Origin of the sequence: Nocardioides sp. NPDC059952 (genome assembly GCF_042730435.1) — a bacterium.
GTDB lineage: Bacteria > Actinomycetota > Actinomycetes > Propionibacteriales > Nocardioidaceae > Nocardioides.
Genome location: NZ_JBHWLY010000060.1, coordinates 1 through 22,257, shown reverse-complemented (window position 1 = coordinate 22,257; position 22,257 = coordinate 1). Strand labels below are relative to the sequence as shown.

Here is a 22,257-nt window from a genome sequence, read left to right as displayed (position 1 = left end):
GTTCGGCCCGCGGCGACGGCGACAGATGTGACGGCAGTTGTCATGACCCGCTCCCTCTGCAGTGAATGACGGACCCGGTACCCCGGGGGATGCCGGTTCATAACCCTCCCGGATCAGAAGATGACCTCGCCACAGCAGCGCATCCGTCACAGTGTCCAGTTCGCCTCGTCGGTGACGCGCCGGCCGTTCGAGAAAGCGGTGGCGATGACCCGATTGATGCCGGTACGCAGGGTCAACGGGAACGCGGCGGTGTGGTTCTCCACCGCCACCGTCCCCACGACCCTGCCGTTCAGACGCAGGGTCACCTCGTCGGCGTTGGAGAAGACGTGCACCGTCGTCGCCGCCTCGGTCCTCTCTGTCCACCCGCGCTCGACCAGCCGCAACGTAGGGGTGCGGGTCCATGCCGAACGGAAGTAGTAGAAGGCCGCCTTGCAGGTGCTGCGGTCGTACGTCACCAGGCCCTTGTCGTTGAGGCCGTGGGCGTCACCCTCGTGTCGGGCGTCGCTGGCGAAGTCGAACATGGCCCAGACGAACGACCCCCACAGATAGGGCCGCGCCGCAATCTGCGGCCAGAGCTGGGAGTGGTGGTAGGCCTGATACTCCTCGGGGTGCGGGGCGCTGGTGTCGAGACCACCCGCGACACCGGGCCACTCCTGGTGCTGCAGGACGCTCGCGCCGGCGCCGTACTCGGTGATGCCGAGGCGGCGCGCCCGGTCGCCGGCGTGCAGCGCGTCGGCCCAGCGGCCGAAGTCGGCGGGGGTGCCGGCGTACCAGCCGTCGTAACGGTTGTAGCCCGACAGGTCGGCATGGTCGAGCACGCCGGACTCGTTGGGGTAGAAGCCGCTGAGGTGGGCGTAGGAGGTGTGCCGGGTCGGGTCCTCGGCCTTGATCGTCTCCTCGATCGCGGCGAGGTTCGCATTGACGTGGGTGGTGTCGCCGAGCTCGTTGCCGATGCCCCACCATGCGACGGAGGGATGGTTGCCGAGACCGCGAACCATCTCGCGCGCCTGGGCGACCAGGTTGGCGGTGAGCTCCGGGCTGTCATTGGAACCGGGCGGGCTGGGCACGCCGCCGACATAGGGCACCTCGGAGTAGAGCAGGATCCCGTGCCGGTCGGCGAGGGCGTAGACGAAGCCGTCCTGGGGATAGTGGGCGAGGCGGACGGCGGTGACGCCCATCTCCCGCATCAGCGCGAAGTCCTCGACGGTCTGCTCCCGCGAGATCGCCCAGCCTTGGTCGGCCCGGTCCTGGTGGCGGTTGACGCCGTGGATCCGGTGGGGACGCCCGTTGAGGAGCAGACCGAGGTTGGCGTCGATGTCGATCGTACGCAGCCCCAACGGCTCCGCCACGGCGTCGAGCACCTTTCCCTCACGCACCACGGACACCTCGAGGGTGTACAGATAAGGGTCGGTCGGCCCATCCCATCGGTGCGGGCGGGAGATGTCCACGACCTGACGGACCGTCTCGGCTGCGGGGGAGGTGCACGTCGCGACTGTCCGTCCGCGTCGGTCGATCACCCGGGTGACCACGTCGGTGCCTGCTGGGTTCACGACCCGCGAGGTCACCTCGACGACGGCCAGCGCGTCGGTGAGCGAGCGTTGCCGGATGATCACCCCGGATCCCCCCGAGTCGAGCAGGTCGAGGTGGGAGCGGGCGGTCCCGATGAGGCGTACGCCGCGGTAGAGGCCTCCGTAGACGTTGAAGTCTCCGGCGAGCGGCGCCACGTCAGGGCGTGAGGTGTTGTCCACCTTCACGGCGACCGTTCCCCCGCTTCCAAGGGCTTCGGTGACCTCGACCCGGAACCGCCCGAACGCGCCGGCGTGTGCACCGACCAGAGCACCGTTGACATACACCTCGGTCACCTGGCCTGCCCCGCCGAACTCGAGGAACAGCTCCCGCCCGCGCAGCTGAGCCGGCACCTGCACGCGGCGGCGGTACCAGCCGGTGCCGCGGTAGTAGTCACCACCGCCGTCCTGGGCGTCGAACGCGTTCCAGGTGTGGGGCAGGTCCACTTCGTCCCACGCTGCTTCGTCGGCGCTCTTCCCGAGATGGAAAGCCCACCCCGACGACACCTCGACGCTGCGTCGCGCCGACGAAGAAGCAGGCGTGGCCTCGGCGGGGACGGCACCAAGGACAGGCCGCACGGCAGCGGCGGCAGTCCCTGCTCCGGCCATGGTGAGGAACCGGCGACGGTCGGTCGAGATCGCCAGTGGGCGATGGGTTGATGAGGGCATGGAGTGTTCCTTCTCTCAGGTCCGGCGGATCGGGGCGAGGGTCAGTTGTTCCAGCGAGCGCGACCGACCGGGACCACCGTCAGGTCCTCACCGATCACCAGGTCGCCGGAGAAGCCGCGCTGGGCCTTGCGCCAGCGTGCGGAGGGGTTGTTGCCGGGGACGAGATGGGACAGGGCGAGGGTGCCGACGCCGGCCGGTTCGGCGACGTCACGGCCGACCTGCTCGATGGTGGTGTGCGACTCCAGCAGATGCTTGCGGAGCGCTTCGGCGGTCTCGGGCGGTAGGGCCGCGGTGAGCCGTTCGACGAACTCGGGGTCGATCACCTCGTGGACGAGGACGTCCGCGCCGCGCGCCAGATCGATGAGGTTCTGGCTCACGCAGGTGTCTCCGGAGACGACGACCGACCCGTCCGGGGTGTCGAAGCGATAGCCGTACGCCGGCGCAGTGGGGTGGTGATCGACAAGCGTCGCTGTCACGGTGACCTCGCCGTCCTTCCAGACCTCGATCGGGGCCTCGAGCCGCGGCGGGACGCCCTCGGGATCGATCGTCCACAGCGCCGAGTGGTCGATGTCGTGGACCTCGAAGAGAGTGTCCGGGTCGGGGAAGTTGCTGTCCCGCAGCCGATCGTTGAAGTCCTGGGCGAACGCGTTGCGCAGATGACCGGTCATCGAGGAGATCCCGGGCATCGGGTCGTCCGGGTTGACGAGGGCGGGCGCCGGACGGGTGGTTGGGAAGACCCGGCTGAGAGTGTCGCGCCGAGCCGGACCGAAGACCTGGATCGGCCGACCGGAGCGCTCGACGATGTTCATCGACCCGATGGCGTACGTCGTGGGCCAGTCGACGGTGTGGTCGCTGTGCAGGTGGGTGAAGAAGATGCCGCGCACCCAGGAGAGCGCCGACCCGAGGCCGGTGTCCGGGGCGAGGCCGCTCTGCTGCAGCCGGCCGAAGGCGCCGACCCCGAGGTCGACGACGTAGACCTGGTCCTCGAACGCGATCGCGGTCGAGACCCCGTGCCGGCCGCCGTCGAGCACGGCCGGACCGCCTGAGGTGCCGAGCAGCACCACGCGGGTCCGTGCCGTAGAGCGGCGCTTCGTCGCGGACGTCGCGGACGCTGCCGGCGTACCCATGGCTGTCGCGGCCACCGCGCCGACGGCTCCGAGGCCGATCATCGACAGCAGTCGGCGTCTGTCGGTCGAGGGGATCGAGGCGACGGCCTCGTGGAGGACATGACACATCTGGATCGGCTCCCTGGATCAGGCGGTGACGGCTACGTCGCGGGTGAGGACACGGCGGGTGAGGAGGGCGAGGACGACGGCGATGGCGCCGACGAGGGCGACCGCGGCGCCGAGGCCGCCGAGTGCACCGGTGAAGGCGACGACTAGGAGGGGACAGACGAACTCGCCGAGAAAGAGTGCGGCGGTCCACAGGCCGGTGCCACGGCCGCGCTGCTCGAAGGTGAGGCCGGACTGCGCCCAGACGAGCAGGGTGGGCAGCATCAGGCCCGTGCCGGCCGAAGCGATGACCGCGCCGAGCACGATGACCGGCACCAACGACGTGGCGCCGAGCACGACCAGACCGGTCCCGGCCAGCCCGAAGGCGATGGGCAGCAGCGTGGCGGTGCCGCGGCGGGAGACCCGGCCGAAGGCGTACGCACCACCGGCCGTGGCCAGCGAGGCGAGTGCGGTGAACGCGCCGATGGTGGGGACGGCGGTGATCCCGGCCGCGTCGAGCACATAGGGCAGCTCCACGATCGGGGTGTAGAAGACGATGCCGCCGACGAACGTGACCGCGCACGGCAGCGCGAGGGCGCGGGTGGGCAACGGAGGGAGGGGAGTGCGCTCCCCGGACCGGGCGCTCTCGCCGGCGGGCTGCCAGATGAGCGCCGCGGCGAGGACGAGGAAGAGCAGGCTGGAGGCGTAGAGCCAGAACGGGTTGCGCCAGTCCTGGGCGCCCAGCGCCCCGCCGAGGGCGAAGAACAACGTCGCCGACAGGGATGCGAACACGGTCTGCATGCCGAGCCAGCGGTCGCGCTCGGTGCCGGAGAAGTAGTCGGAGATCAGCGTGGTGCAGCAGGTCATGATCGCCGCCTCGGCGACGCCGACACCCGCCCGGCTGAGCACGATCGCGGCCAGTCCGTCCAGCCACAGCGGCGCGGTGCCGAACACGGCGTAGACCGCCAGGCCGGTCAGCAGCAACCGCTTGCGCCCGAACCTGTCCACGATGCGGCCCGCGAACGGCGCCAGCAGCGCGATCATCAGCGCGGGGACGGTGAGCGAGAGCGGCACCAGCGCGGTCGCGGCGCCACTGTCCCCGAAGTGGTCCTGCATGCGTGGCAGGACGGGAGCCAGCAGTACCGCGCCGAGAATCGGCAGGCAGCTCATGAACATCAGCAGGAAGCCCTGTGGGCGTCCGGCTCGCCGGACGGGCGTGAGGGTGTCGGGCATGGGGTCTCCATGGATCGGGCCGAGACGGTGTGACAGCAGTCACAGCATCGTGGGAGATCCAGGAGGTATTGCGGAAGCCAAACTTGCTTCTGCCGGGTATCAGTCCCGTCGATAGTCCGGCATCAGTCCGGCGTCAGTCCGACTGCTCCAGTCGCGCCGCCGCACGCGTCATCATCGCGCGCAGCCAGCCGTGCGCCGGATCCGCGCGATGCGCGGAATGCCACCAGAACGCCTCTTTCAGCGGGACCACGTCCCAGGGACAGTCGAGGATGCGTACGCCGGCGGTGCTCGCCAGCCGGGTGGCGAGCTGGCGCTGCAGCAAGGCGACGCGCGGGGTCCCGGCGACCAGGAACGGGACCGGGAGGAAGCTCTCGGTCACCACGTGGACGTCGGGCTCGACCCCGATCATGCTGAGCTGGCGTACGGCCGGGGTGAAGGCGGTCGGGGCGTGGTGGGTGACCACCCATGGCATCTCGGCGAGCTCAGCCATCGTGATCGTGTCCCCGACGGCCGCGTTGTCGGCCGAGACGACCAGCACCCAGCCGTCGGTGTGGAGCTCGACCGCGGGCAGATCCTGGAGGAACCCGTGGGGGAGGACCATCCCGTCCACGTGCCGCAGCGACTCCGGCGCCTGATCGACGTCGGCGTGGGTCTGGAGCTGGAACCGGAGCCGTACGCCGGGCGCCTCGCGGGCCAGCTCGGTGGCGAGGTGGTCGCCGAGGACGGTCGTGGAGTAGTCGGAGGCGACCACGGTGAACTCGCGGGTCGAGGTGGCCGGGTCGAACCCCGGCTCGGCTTCGAAGACCCGGCGTACGCCAGCCAGCGCCGTCGTGGTGGCACCGCGGAGCTGGGCGGCGAGCGGGGTGAGGTCGTAGCGGTTGCCGGTCCGCACCAGGAGCTCGTCGCCGAAGTGGCGCCGGAGCCGGCGCAGGGCCGCCGAGACCGCGGGCTGGCTCAGCCCCAGCCGTGCTGCCGCGCGGGTCACGTTGCGCTCCTCGAGCAGTGCGTCCAGGGACGGCAGCAGGTTGAGATCGAGGTTGCGGAGCGGATCGGTCGCCATGGTCCGACTATAAACGCGGTGTATAGGCAGGATAGGAAATCTGCTCTTCCCGAATAGTTGCGTGCGGTTCAGAGTGGTGCTCGTCACTTGACCAGCTCGCACATCCAGGGAGACCTCATGTCCGCCATCAGCTCGGTTCTCGTCATCGGTGCCGGAACCGCCGGGACGGCGACCGCGATCCTGCTCGCTGAGCAGGGCATCTCTGTCGACCTCGTCGAGGCCAAGCCGGACATCGCCGCCCTCGGCTCGGGGATCACCCTCCAGGGCAACGCGCTGCGGGTGCTGCGCGACCTGGGCGTGTGGGACCAGGTCCGCGCGGCGGGCTTTGGCTACGACACCCTCGGGCTGCGGGCGCCCGACCCGGCCGGCACCCTGCTGGTCGAGCTCGAGGACCACCGCACCGGTGGGCCGGACCTGCCCGCCACCCTCGGGATGTATCGGCCGACCCTCGCCCGGATCCTCCTCGACCGGGCTGTCGCGGCCGGCGCCAAGGTGCGCTTCGGGGTCGCTCCGACGGCGCTCGACCAGGACGAGACGGGCGTCGACGTCACCTTCGTGGACGGGTCCCGAGGACGCTACGACGTCGTCGTCGGAGCCGATGGAGTGAGGTCGTGGACGCGGCGCGCCATCGGCATCGACATCGAGCCCGAGCCGGTCGGCATGGGCATCTGGCGCGCTTTCACGGGCAGGCCCGCCTCGGTCACCCGCACCGACCTGATCTACGGCGGACCGTCCTACATCGCGGGCTTCTGCCCGACCTCCGAGGACAGCCTCTACGCCTACGTCGTCGAGCCCGCCCAGGACCGGTCCGGGCTGTCGGCCGAGGAGGGGCTGGCGGTGATGCGTGGGCTCGCCGAGGCGTACCACGGGCCGTGGGACGAGATCTGTGCGTCCCTGACCGACGCCGAGCGCGTGAACCACACCCACTTCGAGAGCCACGTCGTCGACGGCGCGTGGAACCGGGGCCGGGTCGTGATCGTCGGCGACGCCGCCCACAGCTGCCCGCCGACCCTCGCCCAGGGCGCCGCCCAGGCGCTCGAGGACGCTGCCGTGCTCGCCGAGCTGCTCACGGCGGGCGACGACCTGGATGCCGTCTGGCCCGCGTTCACCGAGCGCCGGCTGCCGCGCGCGAAGGCCGTCGTCGAGGCCTCGCTCCAGCTCTGCACCTGGCTGAAGGCACGCGAGCGCGGTGACGTACCCGGGCTGATGGCCCGCGTCGCCACCCTCGTCACCCAGCCCGCCTGACCCACCCATCTCACGAGGAGAACACCGTGACCGAGACCGTCATCGAGACCCCGCCCGCCGAGCGGCTGATCACCCACCTGCGCCACGTCGACCTGGCCGTGCCGGACTACGAGCGGCAGCTGGAGTTCTACACGAACACCTGGAAGCTCAAGGCCGAGACCACCGACTCCGGCCTGGCGTTCCTGGCCGCGGAGGGCTCCCCGGAGCACTACTCCGTGCGTCTGCGCCGAGCCGACGACAAGCGCCTGGACCTGATCGCCTTCGGCGCGGCAAGCCCGGCCGACGTGGACGCGATGGCCGAGCGCCTCGGCCGGGCCGGAGTGAAGCTCGTCAGTGAGCCCGGCCCGGTGCTGACGCCGGGCGGCGGCTACGGCTTCCGCTTCTTCGACAACGACGGACGTACGGTCGAGGTCTCCTGCGATGTTGCCGTGCGTCAACATCGGAAGATCGAGGAGGGCGAGTCGGTACCGGTCAAGCTCTCCCACGTCGTCATCAACTCGCCCAACCCCGAGCAGACCGTGGCGTTCTACCAGCGCCACCTCGGCTTCGCGCTCTCCGACACCCTGATGCACCCGCGGCTGGGCTCGATGATGTGGTTCCTGCGTACGAACACGTTCCATCACAGCCTCGCGATCGCCCGCGGGCCGCATGTCGCGCTGCACCACGCCTCGTTCGAGATGCGCGGGATCGATGAGTACATGCGTGGCACCGGGCGGCTGCTGCGCGCCGGCGTCGAGAAGATCTGGGGGCCGGGGCGCCACCTGGCCGGCAACAACACCTTCAGCTACTTCCTGGACCCGCACGGAAACACCATCGAGTACACCACCGAGCTCGAGGAGCTCGTGGAAGACAACTGGCACCCGCATCTGTACGACTTCAGCGACCCGAACGTCTCCGACCAGTGGGGCACCGCCAACCCGATGGACGAGCTGGTCGCCGGCAAGTCGTTCAACGATCCCGACAAGGGCGTCTTCGTCGCCCCGCCGGTCTGAGGAGGGTCGATGAAGCTCGCCACCTACCGCGACCATGTCATTGGCGCGCCGCGCGTCGGCCTGGTGACCGAGGGTGAACTGCACCCGTTCGCCGCGGAGCACTCGATGCGCTCGCTGATCGCGGCTGGGCGTGACGCCCTCGACCGCGCCGCCGACCGTGCCCGGGCGGTGGAGCCTCTCGATCTCGCCGAGGTCGAGCTGCTGGCCCCGCTGGAACCGGCCTCGGTCCGTGACTTCGTCGCCTTCGAGGAGCACGTCGAGGGCGTACGCCGCTCCGTCGACGGCGCCGAGGGCGTCCCGGACGCCTGGTACGACGTCCCGGCCTTCTACTTCACCAACCCGCACGCGATCCTCGGACCGGGCGCGGAGGTCCCCTTCCCGGCGGCCTGCGGGGCCCGCGACTTCGAGCTGGAGGTCGCCGTCGTCGTCGGCTCCGCGGGGCGGTCGGTCCCTCCCGAGGAGGCCGGGGCGTACGTCTTCGGCTACACGATCCTCAACGACTGGTCCGCCCGCGACCTGCAGGGTCGCGAGATGCAGGTCGGTCTCGGGCCGGCCAAAGGCAAGGACTTCGCGACCACGCTCGGGCCGTGGATCGTGACCGCCGACGAGCTGGAGCCGTACCAGGACGAGGACGGCTTCCTCGACCTGCTGTGCACGGTGTCGGTCAACGGTGTCGAGGTCGGCCGCGACCGTCTCGCCCACATGGGCTGGACCTTCGAGACGATGATCGCGTACGCCTCCCGCGACTCCCGCGTGGTCGCCGGCGACGTCCTCGGCTCGGGCACCGTCGGCAACGGCGGGTGCCTGGCCGAGCTCTGGGGTCGCCGTGGCGTCCAGGAGCCGAAGCCGCTCCAGCCCGGTGACGTGGTCACTCTCGAGGTCGAGGGGCTCGGCACCCTCACCAACACCGTCGCCGTCGCGCCGCCCGCGCCCGAGCTGCCGCCGGTGCGGCGCCGCGCTTCCGCCGCCCGACTGCGCTGATATCCACCAAGAAGAGGACAAGAGATGTTCGAGTACTTTCCCGGCAACTACGTGTGGAACCTGGGTGTGGTCGCCACGCTCAACTCCGGCGGCCTGATCGACGAGGTTGACCGCGCCTGCCGGCCGCTGAAGGAGCTGGCCGCGCAGGGCTCCGACGTGGGCACCGCCGAGTTCATGGCGGCCTGGCGGCGGGTCGCCGACCAGCTCGAGGAGCAGGCCGGTGAGGCGGAGAAGGCCGGCCATCGGCGTACGGCCGGGCAGAAGCTGTTCCGGGCCTCGGTCTACGTCTCCCAGGCCGAGCGGATGCAGAGCGCGAAGGACGCGGGTCGCAACGCCGAGTACCAGCGCAGCGTCGACCTGCTGGTCCGCTCCTTCGAGCTGCTCGACCAGCCGACGACCAAGGTCGCCGTCCCGTACGTCGAGGATGGCCGCGAGACTACGCTTCCCGCCTACTTCCACCCGGCTCACGGCGACGGAACGCCGGCGCCGGTCATGATCGTGTGGAACGGTCTGGACTCCACCAAGGAGATGATGGTCGGTGCCGGCGTCCACACCGAGCTCGCCGCCCGCGGCATCTCGACGCTGATGGTCGACTGCGGCGGCGCCGGCGAGGCGCTGCGTCTCGACGGACTCACCGCTCGCGTCGACACCGAGGCGTGGGCCGCGGCCTGCGTCGACTGGCTCGAGACGCGCCCGGACGTCCGTGCCGACCGGATCGGGCTGGTGGGCTGGTCGCTGGGTGGCTACTACGCGCCTCGCGCCGCGGCGTACGAGAAGCGGCTCGCGCTGTGCGTGGCCTGGGGTGCGAACCATGACTGGGGTGCGGTGCAGAAGCGACGCCTCGACCGTGAGGGCGAGAACCCGGTGCCGCACTACTGGGACCACGTGCTGTGGGTGTGGGGGCAGCCCGACATCGACACCTTCATCGACTTCGCCGAGTCGGTCAACCTCGACGGCGTGGTCGAGGAGATCACCGTGCCGTTCCTCATCGCGCACGGGGAGAACGACCGCCAGATCCCGCTCTCCTACGCGCATCGCTCCTTCGATCAGGCGGTCAACAGCCCCAAGCGCGAGCTGCGGATCTTCACGCCTGAGGAGGGCGCCACCGAGCACATCGGTCTGGACCACTTCCCGCACGTCATCGGCTTCATCGCCGACTGGGTCGCCGACACCTTCGCCGAGCTGGACGCCTCGTGACGGCTCCGGACCCTATGAAGCTGGACCGGACCGATCCCGAGGGCGAGATCGCGAAGACGGTCGCCCGGGTCTCCAACTGGGGGCGGTGGGGCGAGGACGACGTCCGCGGGACGATGAACTTCCTCACCGATGCCAAACGAGTCGAGGCAGCGGGGCTGGTGCAGACCGGGCGGTCCTACTCGCTCTCGCTGCCCTTCGACATGGACGGGCCGCAGAACGGCTGGCGGCGGCGTACGAACCCGGTGCACACCATGCTCGACACCGGCACCGACGCGGTCACCGGTGTCCAGGGGTTCCCGCACGGGATCGGCGGTGCGGACGACGTCATCGCGATGCCGCTGCAGTGCTCGACCCAGTGGGACGGGCTCGGCCACATCTTCGACCACGGACGTGCCTGGAACGGCCGCCCGGCGGAAACGGTGGTCACCTCGCTGGGCGACGGTGTCACCGGGATCGAGACGGTCGCCGACGCGGTCTGCGGTCGCGGGGTGCTGCTCGACGTCGGCCGCGCGGTCGGGACCGACGGCGAGCTCCCCGACGGCTTCGCCATCACCGAGGAGCACCTGGACCTGACGATCGCCGCACAGGGTGCGAGCGCGGCCGTGGGTCGCGGCGACATCGTCGTCGTACGCACCGGTCAGCTGACCCGGGCCCGCCGGGGCGTCGCGGCCGGCGAGGGCTGGGGTGGCTATGCCGGCGGGCCGGCTCCCGGCCTCTCCTTCACCACGGCCGACTGGCTGCACCGGTCCGAGATCGCTGCGATCGCGACCGACACCTGGGGGTTCGAGGTCCGGCCCAACGAGTTCGACGATGCCTTCCAGCCGCTCCACCAGGTCGCCATCCCGCACCTCGGGCTGTTCCTGGGCGAGATGTGGGACCTCGACGGCCTCGCCTCCGCGTGTGCGGAGGACGGCCGCTACGACTTCCTGCTGACCGCCGCACCGCTGCGGGTCACCGGGGCAGTCGGCGCCCCGGTGAACCCGATCGCGCTGCGCTGACCACCGCTGGTCGAGCCGCGAGGCCGCCTGCGGCCGAGCGTGTCGAGACCAACACGGTTCCCATCGAGCGCGAAGGGGAGCCTGTTGGTCTCGACACGGATTCGTTCGTTCCTCACGAGTCCGGCTCGACCAGCGAGCTAGCGGTGGGCGACGGGGCCGGCGACGGCGTCGATCGGCTGCTCCAGCGGCACCCCGGAGCCGTCACGGCGCGGGTCGATCTCGGGCAGGTCGATCGGCGCCCCCGAAGCGGCAGCGGCCATCGCCGGAGCGGCGCCGACCCAGGCGAAGACGATCGAGTCCTCGCCCTTGAGATACCGGTGCGCGCGTACGCCGCCGGTGGCCCGGCCCTTGGCCGGGTACTCGCTGAACGGCGTGGTCTTCACCGAGCCGGTCTCGGTCCCGGGCAGAGCGCTCGAGGACCCGGCGACGGTCACGACCGCGGCCCCTTCGGGAGCGTCGGGGGAGACGACGCCGAAGAAGACGACCTTGGACCCGTGGGCCATCCGGACGCCGGCCATCCCGCCGGCGCTGCGGCCCTGGGGGCGGACGACATCCGCCGGGAAGTGCAGGAGCTGGGCGTCGGAGGTGACGAAGACCAGCGACTCGGTGCCGGTGCGCAGCTGGGCCGCGCCGACCACCTCGTCGCCGTCGGCGAGCTTGATGACCTCCCACTCGTCCTTGTTGAGCAGCACCTCGGGATTGACCCGCTTGACGACGCCGAGCCTGGTGCCGAGCGCGATGCCGGGACCGTCGGTGGCGAGCGTCGTGAGCGCCAGCGCACGCTCGTCGGACTCCAGCGCGAGCAGCGCGGACAGCGGCAGGCCGCCGGACAGGTTCGGGTCGCCGTGGGTCGGCGGCAGCGCCGGCAGGTCCAGCACCCCGAGGCGTACGAGACGACCGTGGGAGGTGAGCACACCGATCTGGCCGCGGACGGTCGCCGGGACCACCGAGGCGATCACGTCGTGGTTGGTGCGTGCCGAGCCGGAGGTGAACGGCTCGGCGTCCGAGGAGCGGGCCAGCAGACCGGTCGAGGAGAGCAGCGCGAAGCACGGGTCGTCGGCGACCTCGAGGCTCATCGCCTCGAGCGCCGGGGTGCCGGCGGAGGCGAGCAGCACGGTGCGCCGTGGGTTGCCGAACGTCTTGGACACCTCGGCCAGCTCGTCGGAGACGACCTTCCGCAGCATCTCGTCGTCGCCGAGGATCGAGTCGAGGTACTCGATCGTCGAGCGCAGGTCGTCGCGCTCCTTCTCCAGCTCGATCTTGGAGAACTTCGTCAGCCGGCGCAGCGCCATGTCGAGGATGTACTCCGACTGCGGCTGCGACAGGTCGAAGACCGACATCAGGCGCTCGCGCGCCTCGCCGGCGTTGTCGGAGGATCGGATCAGCTGGATGACCTCGTCGATGTCGAGGATCGCGATCAGCAGCCCGTCGACCAGGTGGAGCCGGTCGGCGGCCCGGTCGCGACGGAACTGAGAACGGCGGCGGACGACGTCGTAGCGGTGTCCCAGGAAGACCTCGAGCAGCTCCTTGAGGCCGAGCGTGCGCGGCTGCCCGTCGACGAGCGCGACGTTGTTGATCCCGAAGGAGTCCTCCAGCGGCGTCATCTTGTAGAGCTGCTCGAGGACGGCCTCGGGCACGAACCCGTTCTTGACCTCGATGACGAGGCGGGTGCCGTGCTCGCGGTCGGTGAGGTCCTTGAGGTCGGCGATGCCCTGGATCTTCTTGGACTGCACCAGGACCTTGACGCGCTCGATGATCTTCTCGGTGCCGATGTTGAACGGCAGCTCGGTGATCACGATGCCCTTGCGGCGCCCGAACGGCTCGATCCGCGTGGTGGCGCGGATCTTGAAGGAGCCGCGACCGGTCTCGTACGCATCCCGGATCCCGTCCAGGCCGACGATGGTGCCGCCGGTGGGGAGGTCGGGGCCGGGGATGAACTTCATCAGCGTGTCGAGCTCGGCGCCGGGGTGCTTGATCAGGTGACGCGCGGCGGAGATGACCTCGACCAGGTTGTGCGGGGCCATGTTGGTGGCCATTCCGACCGCGATGCCAGTGGCGCCGTTGACCAGCAGGTTGGGGATCGCGGCGGGGAGCACGCTCGGCTCCATCTCCCGCGAGTCGTAGTTCGGCCGGAAGTCGACCGTGTCTTCCTTGATGTCGTCGGTCATCGCCTGCGCCGCCGGGCCCATCCGGGCCTCGGTGTATCGCATCGCGGCAGCCGGGTCGTCACCGCCGGGGGAGCCGAAGTTGCCGTGCCCGTCGATCATCGGCAGCCGCATCGCCCACGGCTGCGCCATCCGGACCAGGGCGTCGTAGATCGCGCCGTCGCCGTGCGGGTGCAGCTTGCCCATCACCTCACCGACGATGCGGGCACACTTCACGTGGCCGCGGTCTGGACGTACGCCCATGTCGTTCATCGTGTAGAGGATCCGGCGCTGCACGGGCTTGAGACCGTCGCGGGCGTCGGGCAGTGCCCGGGAGTAGATGACGGAGTAGGAGTACTCCAGGAATGAGGACCGCATCTCGTCCCCGATGTCGGTGTCGAGGATGTGCTCCTCGAAATCGTCGGGTACGTCCTGGGTGGTCTTGCCGCGTGCCATAAGGGGCATTGTCTCGAATCCCTGTGCGAACGCCACACCGGGCTCGCCGACTGTGCCGATTTCGGGATCGGATCCGAGCCGGGTCGGCCTTCCGTACGCCGCGCATCCGCGTACATTGGCTGTAGAGAACAAACCGTCCAGGAGTCACCGGTTCAACGCACATGGAGGTGCTTGAAGATGGCTGTCACCCAGATCGAGATCGATGACGAGCTGCTCGCGGAGATCCAGCGGATCTCCGGCGCGACCACGCCCCAGGAGGCGGTGGAGTTCGCCGTGCGCGAACTCGTCATCCGCAACCATGAGGGCGACGCCCCCAAGCACGCCCAGAAGCTCGCGCGGAACTGGGACTACGACGGCTGGCGGGTGCTCAACGAGCGTGACCGCGCCAACGTCGTACGTCATTGACGGCGGCTGCTGCGCGCGAGAGGCTGGCGTCTCCCGCTAGATTTCTCTCGTGACCGCGCAGCAGACCCCGCCGTACCCCTCCCACTGGGAGGCGGACGTGCTGCTGCGCGACGGGCGGACGGCACACATCCGGCCGATCCGGTCGGCGGACAAGGACCTGCTGGTCGACTTCTACGACCACCGGGTCAGCGACGAGTCGAAGTACTACCGCTTCTTCTCGCCGATGCCGCACCTGTCCGCACGCGATGTCGCGCGCTTCACCGAGGTCGACCACAAGGACCGGGTCGCGTTCATCCTCACGCTCAGAGGCCGGATGATCGCGGTCGGGCGCTACGACGTGGTCAAGCCCGGGGAGGCCGAGGTCGCCTTCCTCGTCGAGGACGACTACCAGGGCCGGGGGATCGCGCAGATCCTGCTCGAGCACCTCGCCCAGGCCGGGCGTGAGCGTGGGGTCACCAAGTTCACCGCCGACGTGCTTCCCGACAACGCGCGGATGATCCAGACCTTCCGAGACGCCGGCTACAAGGTCGCCAGCGTCTACGAGGACGGAGTCATCTCGCTGCAGTTCGGGATCGACGTCACCGACACCGCGGTCGGCCGCCTCGCCCTCCGCGAGCACGAGGCCGAGTCCGCCTCGATCCACCGCTTCTTCAACCCGCGCTCGGTCGCGGTCATCGGCGCCAGCCGGAGACAGGAGACCATCGGCCAGGCGCTGGTGCGCAACCTGGTGATCGGCGACTTCACCGGCCGGGTCTACATGGTCAACCCCAGCTCGACCGCGGTCAGCGGCATGCCGGCCTACAAGAGCGTCCAGGACATCCCCGACGACGTCGACGTGGCGATCGTCGCGGTGCCCGCCGACGCGGTCCAGGACGTCGTGCTCGACTGTGCCGCCAAGGGCGTGCACGGGCTCGTGGTCATCTCCAGCGGCTTCGCCGAGACGGGTGAGGAGGGTCGGCAGCGGCAGCGGCGCCTGGTGAACCTGTCCCGCTCCTACGGGCTGCGGCTGATCGGGCCCAACGCGCTCGGAGTCATCAACACCGACCCGCAGGTCAAGATCAACGCCAGCCTCGCCCCGACGATGCCGCCGCGCGGCCGTGCGGGCTTCTTCTGCCAGTCCGGTGCGCTCGGCTCCGCGATCCTGGAGAAGGTCAACAACCGGGGCCTGGGCCTGTCGACCTTCGTCAGCGCCGGAAACCGCGCCGACGTCTCCGGCAACGACCTCCTGCAGTACTGGGAGGAGGACGTCTCGACCGAGGTCGTGATGATGTATCTCGAGTCGATCGGTAACCCGCGGAAGTTCTCCCGCATCGCCCGCCGCGTCTCGCTGCGCAAGCCGATCGTCGCGGTCCGCTCGGGCCGCACCACCCAGGGTGTGCCGATGGGTCACGCGGTCCGCAAGATCAGCGCCCCGCCGGCGGCCGTCGACGCGATGTTCCGCCAGGCCGGGATCATCCAGGTCGACACCCTCGACGAGATGTTCGACGTCGCCCAGCTCCTCGCCCACCAGCCGCTTCCGCGCGGCCGGCGGGTGGCCATCGTCGGCAACTCCGACGCCCTGGGTCTGCTGGCCGCCGACGCCGCCGTCTCGGCGGGCCTGCAGGTCAACAAGCAGGTCCCGCTTCCCACCGAGCCGAGCGCCGAGGACTTCGAGGATGCGCTCGACGCGGCCATCGACGACCCTGAGGTCGACGCGGTGATCTCGGTCTACATCCCGCCGCTCAACGTCTCCGGCGAGGAGATCGCCAACGTGCTCGCCGCGGTGGGGGAGCAGTCCGACAAGCCGCTGGTCACCAGCTTCCTGGGCGCCGAGGGTGTCCCCGAGCTGCTCCGCGTCCCCGATGTCGCCGGCTCGACCGCCGGTCGCGGCTCGGTGCCGTCCTACTCCTCGGTGGAGTCGGCCGTACGCGCTCTGGCCAAGGTCGTGGAGTACGCCGTGTGGCTGCGCTCCGCCGACGGCGAGACCCCGTGGCTCAGCACCGACGAGTGCGACCCGCGCACGGCGCGCAAGATCGTGACCGATGTGCTCGCCGCACGCCCGGCCGGGGGCGACCTGAGCCGCGAGGACCTGGGCATGGTGCTGGCCGCCTACGGCATCAAGCTGTGGAACACCCATAGCGTCGGCACCCTCGAGGAGGCGATCGCCGCCGCGGAGGACCTCGGCTGGGGTGTCGTCCTCAAGGCGACCGTCGAGAGCGTCCGGGAGCGCCCCGACCAGGCCCATGTCGTACGCAACATCGACGACGTCGACGAGATGACCGAGGCCTGGGAGCTGATCACCAGCCGGATCCCGCCCGAGACAGGTGGGTTCACCGTGCAGCGCACCGCGCCTCCGGGTGTCCCGGTCGGGATCCGTTCGATGGAGGACCCGCTGTTCGGCCCCGTGGTCTCCTTCGGCATCGCCGGCCCGATCACCGAGCTGGTGGCCGACAAGGCCTACCGGATCCCACCGCTGTCCGAGCGCGATGCCGCCTCGATGGTGCGCGAGATCAAGGCCGCGCCGATGCTCTTCGGCTACCGCGGCGGCGACATGGTCGACGTCGACGAGATCGAGCGGCTCGTGCTCAGGGTCGCCCAGCTGCAGAACGACCTGCCGCAGATCTCCTCGCTCGACCTCTCGCTGGTCCTCGTCGGGCTCGAGGGATCCGCCGTCCTCACCGCCGGTGCCAGGGTCGACCTGGTCGCCGATCCGCGCTCGGACTGGTTCGTACGCCGCCTCAACCCGGCGGTGGGAGACACCCTTCCCGGCTAGCCGCTCAGGCCTCGATCCCGGTCGTCGAGGTGATGTGGTCCGGGATCGCTCCCGCGTAGTCGCCGGTGCTGAGGGTCCCAGCCGGTTCGAGCATCATGATGCTCGCGCCGCCGGTCGACTGCGGGCAGTGCTCGACGCCGCGGGGAACGACGAAGACGTCGTGGCGCTCGAGGTGCACCGTCGTCTCCGCCCCGGACTCCCGCAGGTGGATGTCGAGACTGCCCTCGAGGACGACGAACAGCTCGTCGGTGTCCGGGTGCGAGTGCCAGACGTACCTGCCCTCGACCTTGGCCAGGCGGACGTCGTAGTCGTTGACCCGGGTGAGGATCCGAGGGCTCCAGCGTTCTTCGAAGGTGTTCAGGACGGTGTCGATGTTGGTGCTCGTGCTCGTCATGACTCGATCCTGGACCTTGCGCATCTGCGCCAACAGTGCGAGAAATGACGCGTGACGAAAGATTCCTCGCATCTGCGCTCGGTGGTCGCTCTGGTCGACGACGGGTCGAACCCGTTCGAGCTGGCGTGCCTGACCGAGGTCCTCGGGATCGACCGGCCCGAGGTCGGCGGATTGCTCTACGACTTCCGGATGTGTGCTCGGGAGCCGAAGGTGTCGATGCGGCAGAGCTTCTTCGCGATGACGGAGATCGCCGGTCTGTCAGCTTTGGAACAGGCGGACACGGTGATCGTTCCCAACCGTCCGGACACGGCCACGCCCCACCATCCCGACGTGCTCGACGCGATCGCGCGTGCCCATGACCGCGGGGCCCGGATGATCGGGATGTGCAGCGGCGCGTTCACCCTCGCCGAAGCAGGCGTCCTGGACGGGCGGCGCGTCACGGTGCACTGGCAGTGGGCCGAGGAGTTCCGAGCGCGATATCCCCAGGTCGACGTCGAGGACGACGTCCTGTTCGTCGACGACGGCGACATCCTCACCTCGGCCGGCAGCGCTGCCGCCCTCGACCTCGCGCTCCATGTGGTGCGTCGCGACCACGGAGCCGAGATCGGGGCGGCGGTCGCACGCCGGCTCGTGTTCCCGGGGCACCGTCCCGGCGGTCAGCGTCAGTTCATCGAACGTCCGCTCCCCAAGGAGGTGGAGAGCCCGTTCGCCGCGGCGCTCTTCTGGGCCGAGCAGCGGGCGACCGAACCGATCACGGTCGCCGACATCGCCTCCCGGGCCGCGATGAGCCCGGCGACCCTGCACCGCCGGTTCCGCAGCGAGCTGGGGTGCACCCCGAACTAATGGCTGACCGCGGTCCGTGTCGAGCACGCCCGCCGGCTGCTCGAGCAGACCGACCTGTCCGTCGAGCAGATCGCCCGTCGGTCCGGCCTCGGGACGGCCGCCAACCTCCGCGACCGTATCGCCGGGCACACCGGTCTGACGCCCACCGCCTACCGACGCACCTTCTCGGTGTGAACCGTGGTGATCCCGGGCGACGACCTGTCCGCGGCTAGGCGGCCTGTGGCGGACCGTGGAAGTATGGGCGTCATGAGCACCCGCACCGAGGATCTCGACCGCGCCGACGACCTGCGCGCCGAGATCGACCGCACCGGCTACTACCCCGAGGTGGTGGCCGACTGCGTCGCCTCCGCCGTGGCGGGGGAGAAGGTGTCCTCCTTCTTCCTGCACCACGAGCCGACGTTCGACCGTGACGAGGTGCGCCGCCACCTCTCCGTGCTGGTGCTGACCCCGACGCGGCTGATCCTGGCCCACACCGACGAGCACGCCGGCGACGACCTGCTGCCCGAGCCCTACACCTCGACCTCGACCGAGGCCGTACGCATCGACTCGGTCAACTCCGTGGTCGTGACCCGGATGATCACCAACCCGACCAAGGGTTCGAGCAAGCCGGCCGAGGTGGTCATGACCATCGGCTGGGGCGGCGTCAACCGCGTCGACCTCGAGCCCGCGGGCTGCTCCGACCCCAACTGCGACGCCGACCACGGCTACACCGGGGTGCTCACCCCCGACGACTTCTCGCTGCGCGTCTCGGCCGCCGCCGACGGTCACGACTCGGTCGCCCGCCTGCTCTCCTTCGCGGAATCGCTCTCGGCTCGCACCCACCGCCGGTAGGGATCGGTGACCGGGTTTCTCGCCCCCGCCTACGGGGAGCGCTCGCTGGGTGATGTCCTGCCGGCGGTCGCGGCTGCCATGGACATCCCGCTGGGCAACGGGCGATCTGGTCTCGAGCTGCCCTCGGCGGCGGCGTACGTCGTCTTCCTGGTCGATGGGATGGGCACCAACCTGCTGCGCCGCTATGCGCACGCGGCGCCGTTCCTGGCCTCGCTGAGCGAGGACCAGGAGGCAGGCACCGCGGGGGTGCCCTCGACGACGGCGACCAGCCTGACCTCGTTCGGCACCGGGCTGACGCCCGGCGGGCACGGACTGGTCGGCTACACCTCCCGGATCCCCGGCACCGAGCACCTGCTCAACGCGCTGCAGTGGCGCAAGGACGTCGACCCGGTCGAGTGGCAGCCCAACCAGACCGTCTTCCAGCGGATGGGCGAGGCCGGGGTGCCGGTCACCGTCATCAACAAGCGGGCCTTCGGCGGCTCGGGGCTGACCATCGCCGCCCACCGGGGCGCGGAGTTCGTCGGCGCCGACCGGGTCGGGGAGCGGATCGCCTCGGCGGTCGCGCTCTCGCGGGTGCCGGGCTCGCTGACCTATCTCTACGACGGTGACCTAGACTGGACCGGCCACAAGTACGGTGTCGCCTCCTCGCCGTGGCTGCAGCAGCTCTCGATGATCGACGCCGAGGCCGAGCAGCTGCGTGACGCCCTGGATCCGTCCGTACGGCTGCTGGTACTCGCCGACCACGGCATGGTCGACTCGCCCGCCACCTCCCGCACCGACATCGACGACTTCCCCGAGCTGCGCGACGGGGTCGCCCTGGTCGGCGGTGAGGCCCGCTTCCGGCATCTCTACTGCTCGCGCGGCGCGGTCGAGGACGTGGTCGCGACCTGGTCGGCGACCCTGGGCGACAAGGCCGAGGTGATGACCCGGGAGACCGCGATCCGTCGCGGCTGGTTCGGGCCGGTCACCCCATCGGTGCTGCCGCGGCTCGGCGACGTCATCGTCGCCTCCCACGGCGAGCACGCGGTCGTCTCGACCAGCCTGTTCCAGTACGAGACGACGCTGGTCGGGCTGCACGGATCACTGACCCCGGACGAGATGCTCATTCCGCTGCTGGTCTCCTAGCGGGGAATGAACCTCGCTTCTAATGGTTACAACCTACGTAACCATTAGAGACACTCGCTGTGTCCGGAGGGAGAGCGTGGCCATGGGTGAGCACAGAGTCGAGGGCCGGCGATGACCGGCCACTACGGGGAGGTGGCGTTCACGCCGCTGGTGGCGGAGCACCAGGCGGTCCACGGGAGCGCCGCCGCGTACGCGCGCATGATCGAGGACGAGAGCGTGCCGGACCGCATCGGCCGAGGAGAGGCCGCGTTCATCACCTCGCGGGACAGCTTCTTCCTGGCCACGGTCAGCGAGACGGGGTGGCCCTACGTCCAGCACCGTGGCGGGCCGCCCGGGTTCTTGAAGGTGATCGACGAGACCACGCTGGGATTCGCCGACTTCCGGGGCAACCGGCAGTACATCACCCGCGGGAACCTCGACCACGACGACCGGGTCTCGCTGTTCCTGATCGACTACCAGCTGCAGGCCAGGATGAAGATCTTCGGTCGCGCACGGGTCGTCGAGCCCGAGGACGACCCCGACCTGGTCGGCTCGTTGGCTCCCGTCGGCCATCCGGCGCGGGTCGAGCGCGGGATCCTGATCGACGTCGAGGCCTTCGACTGGAACTGCAAGCAGCACATCCCGCAGCTGGTGCCGTTGGCGGTTGCCCGGAACACCGTCGCGGAGCTGACCGAGCGGATCAGCGAGCTCGAGGCCCAGCTTGCCCTCGCTCGGCAGAGTAACGACTGAGACCTAGACTGGCCATTAGACCGACGACGGAGGAGACACCGTGGAGCTGCAGGTGCCGGTGCTGTATCCGAACCAGCCCCGAGCCGTACGCCTGATGAACACGATCTGGGCCGACCGGACGGCTCTGCACGACTCCCTGGAGAGCGCGGCGCACCTGCGGGCCTGGGCCGAGGAGGCAGGGCTCGGTCGCCACCAGGAGCTGGACGAGCACGATCTGGGCCGGGCCCGGGCGCTGCGGGACGCGCTGCGCCGGTTGGCCGCCGAGGTGACCGGCGACGGAAGGCAGCACAGCGTCTCGGAGGGGCTCAGCAGCGAAGCGGCGCTCTCGGTGCTCAACGAGTTCACGTCCCACTGCGCGCCTGCCCTGCGCCATGGCCCGCAGGGCGGCTACGCGCGCCAGTGGCTCACCGACGGCTCCGGTCTACAGCGGGAGCTCAACCTGGTCGCGCTGGAAGGATCCGATGTGCTGGCCCTGGACGCGCCCCACGAGCTGAAGGCGTGCGGCGGCCCCGGCTGCGTCCTCTACTTCGTCCGCGACCACCCACGTCGTGAGTGGTGCTCCGAGGGCTGCGGAAACCGGGCCCGGGTCGCGCGCCACTATCGGCGGAACAAGTCCGGCCATGAGGGTCCTGCCACGGGCCGCGCCGCAGCCCACTAGGCTTCCGCGAGTGGCTGAGCTGACCTTCTGGACCGGGACGATGGACGCGGGGAAGTCGACCCTCGCCCTGCAGACCAACCACAACCACGCCGCTCGCGGCAGGGTGGGGCTGATCTTCACCGTCCACGACCGCTCCGGAGAGGCGGTGGTCACCTCGCGGCTGGGTCTGACCCACGACGCGATCGAGGTCACCGACGACTTCGACTTCTGGCGTCACGCCGTCGACGCGCTGACCCACGGCGCCCGGATCGACTACCTCATCTGCGACGAGGCGCAGTTCTACACGCCCGAGCAGATCGAGGCGCTGGCCAAGATCACCGACGAGCTGCAGATCGATGTCTTCTGCTTCGGCATCCTCACCGACTTCCGCACCCGGCTCTTTCCCGGCGCCGCTCGTCTGGTCGAGCTCGCCGACAAGACCGAGGTGCTGCAGGTCGAGGCGCTGTGCTGGTGCGGCAAGCGGGCCACCCACAACGCCCGTGTCGAGGACGGGGTCATGGTCACCGAGGGTGACCAGGTCGTCGTCGGCGACACCGACGGTGATTCCGGCACAGCGCCCAGCGCGGTCTCCTACGAGGTCCTCTGCCGCCAGCACCACCGCCGTCGACTGACCGCGGCCCGGGCCCAGTCGGTCTCCCTGGCGCCCGAGCCGCTGCCCTTCGGCTGACACCGCTGGTCGAGCCGTCACGCTGGTCGAGCCGCGAGCGCCAGCGAGCGTGTCGAGACCAACACGGTCCCCTCGAGCGCGGACGGGACCGTGTTGGTCCTG

General features: G+C 70.1%; 20 protein-coding genes. 14 read left to right on the top strand and 6 right to left on the bottom strand.

The features are described from left to right. Positions 1 to 146: 146 nt before the first annotated feature. From ACFV9G_RS22440 to ACFV9G_RS22425, 4 genes are all read right to left on the bottom strand, one after another. A complete protein-coding gene (locus tag ACFV9G_RS22440) occupies positions 147 to 2,234 on the bottom strand; it encodes a glycoside hydrolase family 2 TIM barrel-domain containing protein (protein ID WP_378730049.1) in 2,088 nt (695 codons plus the stop codon). A gap of 41 nt (positions 2,235 to 2,275) precedes the next feature. Then, positions 2,276 to 3,469 (bottom strand): MBL fold metallo-hydrolase, encoded by a 1,194-nt coding sequence (locus tag ACFV9G_RS22435; protein WP_378730047.1) that lies wholly within the window; start codon positions 3,467 to 3,469, stop codon positions 2,276 to 2,278. Between the two features lie 18 nt (positions 3,470 to 3,487). Beyond that, a complete protein-coding gene (locus ACFV9G_RS22430; RefSeq protein ID WP_378730045.1) occupies positions 3,488 to 4,678 on the bottom strand; it encodes an MFS transporter in 1,191 nt (396 codons plus the stop codon). Positions 4,679 to 4,811: 133 nt separating this feature from the next. Then, positions 4,812 to 5,738 (bottom strand): LysR family transcriptional regulator, encoded by a 927-nt coding sequence (locus ACFV9G_RS22425; RefSeq protein ID WP_378730043.1) that lies wholly within the window; start codon positions 5,736 to 5,738, stop codon positions 4,812 to 4,814. Between the two features lie 117 nt (positions 5,739 to 5,855). Here ACFV9G_RS22425 and ACFV9G_RS22420 point away from each other — a divergent pair, with 117 nt between their 5' ends. From ACFV9G_RS22420 to ACFV9G_RS22400, 5 genes are read left to right on the top strand one after another with little or no spacing between them, the layout of a single operon-like run. Further along, the gene (locus ACFV9G_RS22420; protein WP_378730041.1) at positions 5,856 to 6,983 is read left to right on the top strand and encodes an FAD-dependent monooxygenase; all 1,128 of its coding nucleotides are present in this window, start codon (positions 5,856 to 5,858) and stop codon (positions 6,981 to 6,983) included. Positions 6,984 to 7,009: 26 nt separating this feature from the next. After that, complete coding sequence (locus ACFV9G_RS22415; RefSeq protein WP_378730039.1) at positions 7,010 to 7,975, top strand: VOC family protein; 966 nt, start codon at positions 7,010 to 7,012, stop codon at positions 7,973 to 7,975. A gap of 9 nt (positions 7,976 to 7,984) precedes the next feature. Next, positions 7,985 to 8,956: a fumarylacetoacetate hydrolase family protein gene (locus ACFV9G_RS22410; RefSeq protein ID WP_378730037.1), complete on the top strand. Its 972-nt coding sequence runs from the start codon at positions 7,985 to 7,987 to the stop codon at positions 8,954 to 8,956. A 24-nt stretch (positions 8,957 to 8,980) separates the two neighbouring features. Then, positions 8,981 to 10,153: an alpha/beta hydrolase family protein gene (locus tag ACFV9G_RS22405; RefSeq protein WP_378730035.1), complete on the top strand. Its 1,173-nt coding sequence runs from the start codon at positions 8,981 to 8,983 to the stop codon at positions 10,151 to 10,153. A gap of 14 nt (positions 10,154 to 10,167) precedes the next feature. Next, entirely contained in the window at positions 10,168 to 11,151 is a 984-nt protein-coding gene (locus ACFV9G_RS22400) for a cyclase family protein (RefSeq protein ID WP_378730033.1), read from the top strand. Positions 11,152 to 11,288: 137 nt separating this feature from the next. On the opposite strand, the gene ACFV9G_RS22395 is transcribed toward ACFV9G_RS22400, so the two are convergent. Next, the gene (locus tag ACFV9G_RS22395) at positions 11,289 to 13,751 is read right to left on the bottom strand and encodes a DNA topoisomerase (ATP-hydrolyzing) subunit A (RefSeq protein ID WP_378730031.1); all 2,463 of its coding nucleotides are present in this window, start codon (positions 13,749 to 13,751) and stop codon (positions 11,289 to 11,291) included. Positions 13,752 to 13,928: 177 nt separating this feature from the next. On the opposite strand from ACFV9G_RS22395, the gene ACFV9G_RS22390 reads away from it, so the two are divergent. Beyond that, positions 13,929 to 14,156, top strand: coding sequence for a type II toxin-antitoxin system VapB family antitoxin (locus ACFV9G_RS22390; protein ID WP_378730029.1), 228 nt, complete (start codon positions 13,929 to 13,931; stop codon positions 14,154 to 14,156). A gap of 49 nt (positions 14,157 to 14,205) precedes the next feature. Further along, a complete protein-coding gene (locus tag ACFV9G_RS22385; RefSeq protein WP_378730027.1) occupies positions 14,206 to 16,908 on the top strand; it encodes a GNAT family N-acetyltransferase in 2,703 nt (900 codons plus the stop codon). A gap of 4 nt (positions 16,909 to 16,912) precedes the next feature. Here ACFV9G_RS22385 and ACFV9G_RS22380 read toward each other — a convergent pair whose 3' ends face one another. After that, the gene (locus ACFV9G_RS22380) at positions 16,913 to 17,302 is read right to left on the bottom strand and encodes a cupin domain-containing protein (protein WP_378730025.1); all 390 of its coding nucleotides are present in this window, start codon (positions 17,300 to 17,302) and stop codon (positions 16,913 to 16,915) included. Between the two features lie 51 nt (positions 17,303 to 17,353). Here ACFV9G_RS22380 and ACFV9G_RS22375 point away from each other — a divergent pair, with 51 nt between their 5' ends. The 7 genes from ACFV9G_RS22375 (at position 17,354) to ACFV9G_RS22345 (ending at position 22,155) form a co-directional block, all read left to right on the top strand. Then, positions 17,354 to 18,145: a GlxA family transcriptional regulator gene (locus ACFV9G_RS22375; RefSeq protein ID WP_378730023.1), complete on the top strand. Its 792-nt coding sequence runs from the start codon at positions 17,354 to 17,356 to the stop codon at positions 18,143 to 18,145. 3 nt (positions 18,146 to 18,148) lie between these two features. After that, positions 18,149 to 18,319, top strand: coding sequence for a helix-turn-helix domain-containing protein (locus ACFV9G_RS22370; protein WP_378730089.1), 171 nt, complete (start codon positions 18,149 to 18,151; stop codon positions 18,317 to 18,319). A gap of 72 nt (positions 18,320 to 18,391) precedes the next feature. Continuing rightward, positions 18,392 to 18,976, top strand: a complete 585-nt coding sequence (locus tag ACFV9G_RS22365) for a DUF5998 family protein (protein ID WP_378730021.1) — start codon at positions 18,392 to 18,394, stop codon at positions 18,974 to 18,976. Between the two features lie 6 nt (positions 18,977 to 18,982). Continuing rightward, entirely contained in the window at positions 18,983 to 20,101 is a 1,119-nt protein-coding gene (locus tag ACFV9G_RS22360) for an alkaline phosphatase family protein (RefSeq protein WP_378730019.1), read from the top strand. Positions 20,102 to 20,212: 111 nt separating this feature from the next. Further along, positions 20,213 to 20,830 (top strand): pyridoxamine 5'-phosphate oxidase family protein, encoded by a 618-nt coding sequence (locus ACFV9G_RS22355; protein ID WP_378730017.1) that lies wholly within the window; start codon positions 20,213 to 20,215, stop codon positions 20,828 to 20,830. A 40-nt stretch (positions 20,831 to 20,870) separates the two neighbouring features. Beyond that, entirely contained in the window at positions 20,871 to 21,488 is a 618-nt protein-coding gene (locus tag ACFV9G_RS22350) for a CGNR zinc finger domain-containing protein (RefSeq protein ID WP_378730015.1), read from the top strand. A 10-nt stretch (positions 21,489 to 21,498) separates the two neighbouring features. After that, positions 21,499 to 22,155, top strand: coding sequence for a thymidine kinase (locus ACFV9G_RS22345; RefSeq protein ID WP_378730013.1), 657 nt, complete (start codon positions 21,499 to 21,501; stop codon positions 22,153 to 22,155). Positions 22,156 to 22,257 lie beyond the last annotated feature (102 nt).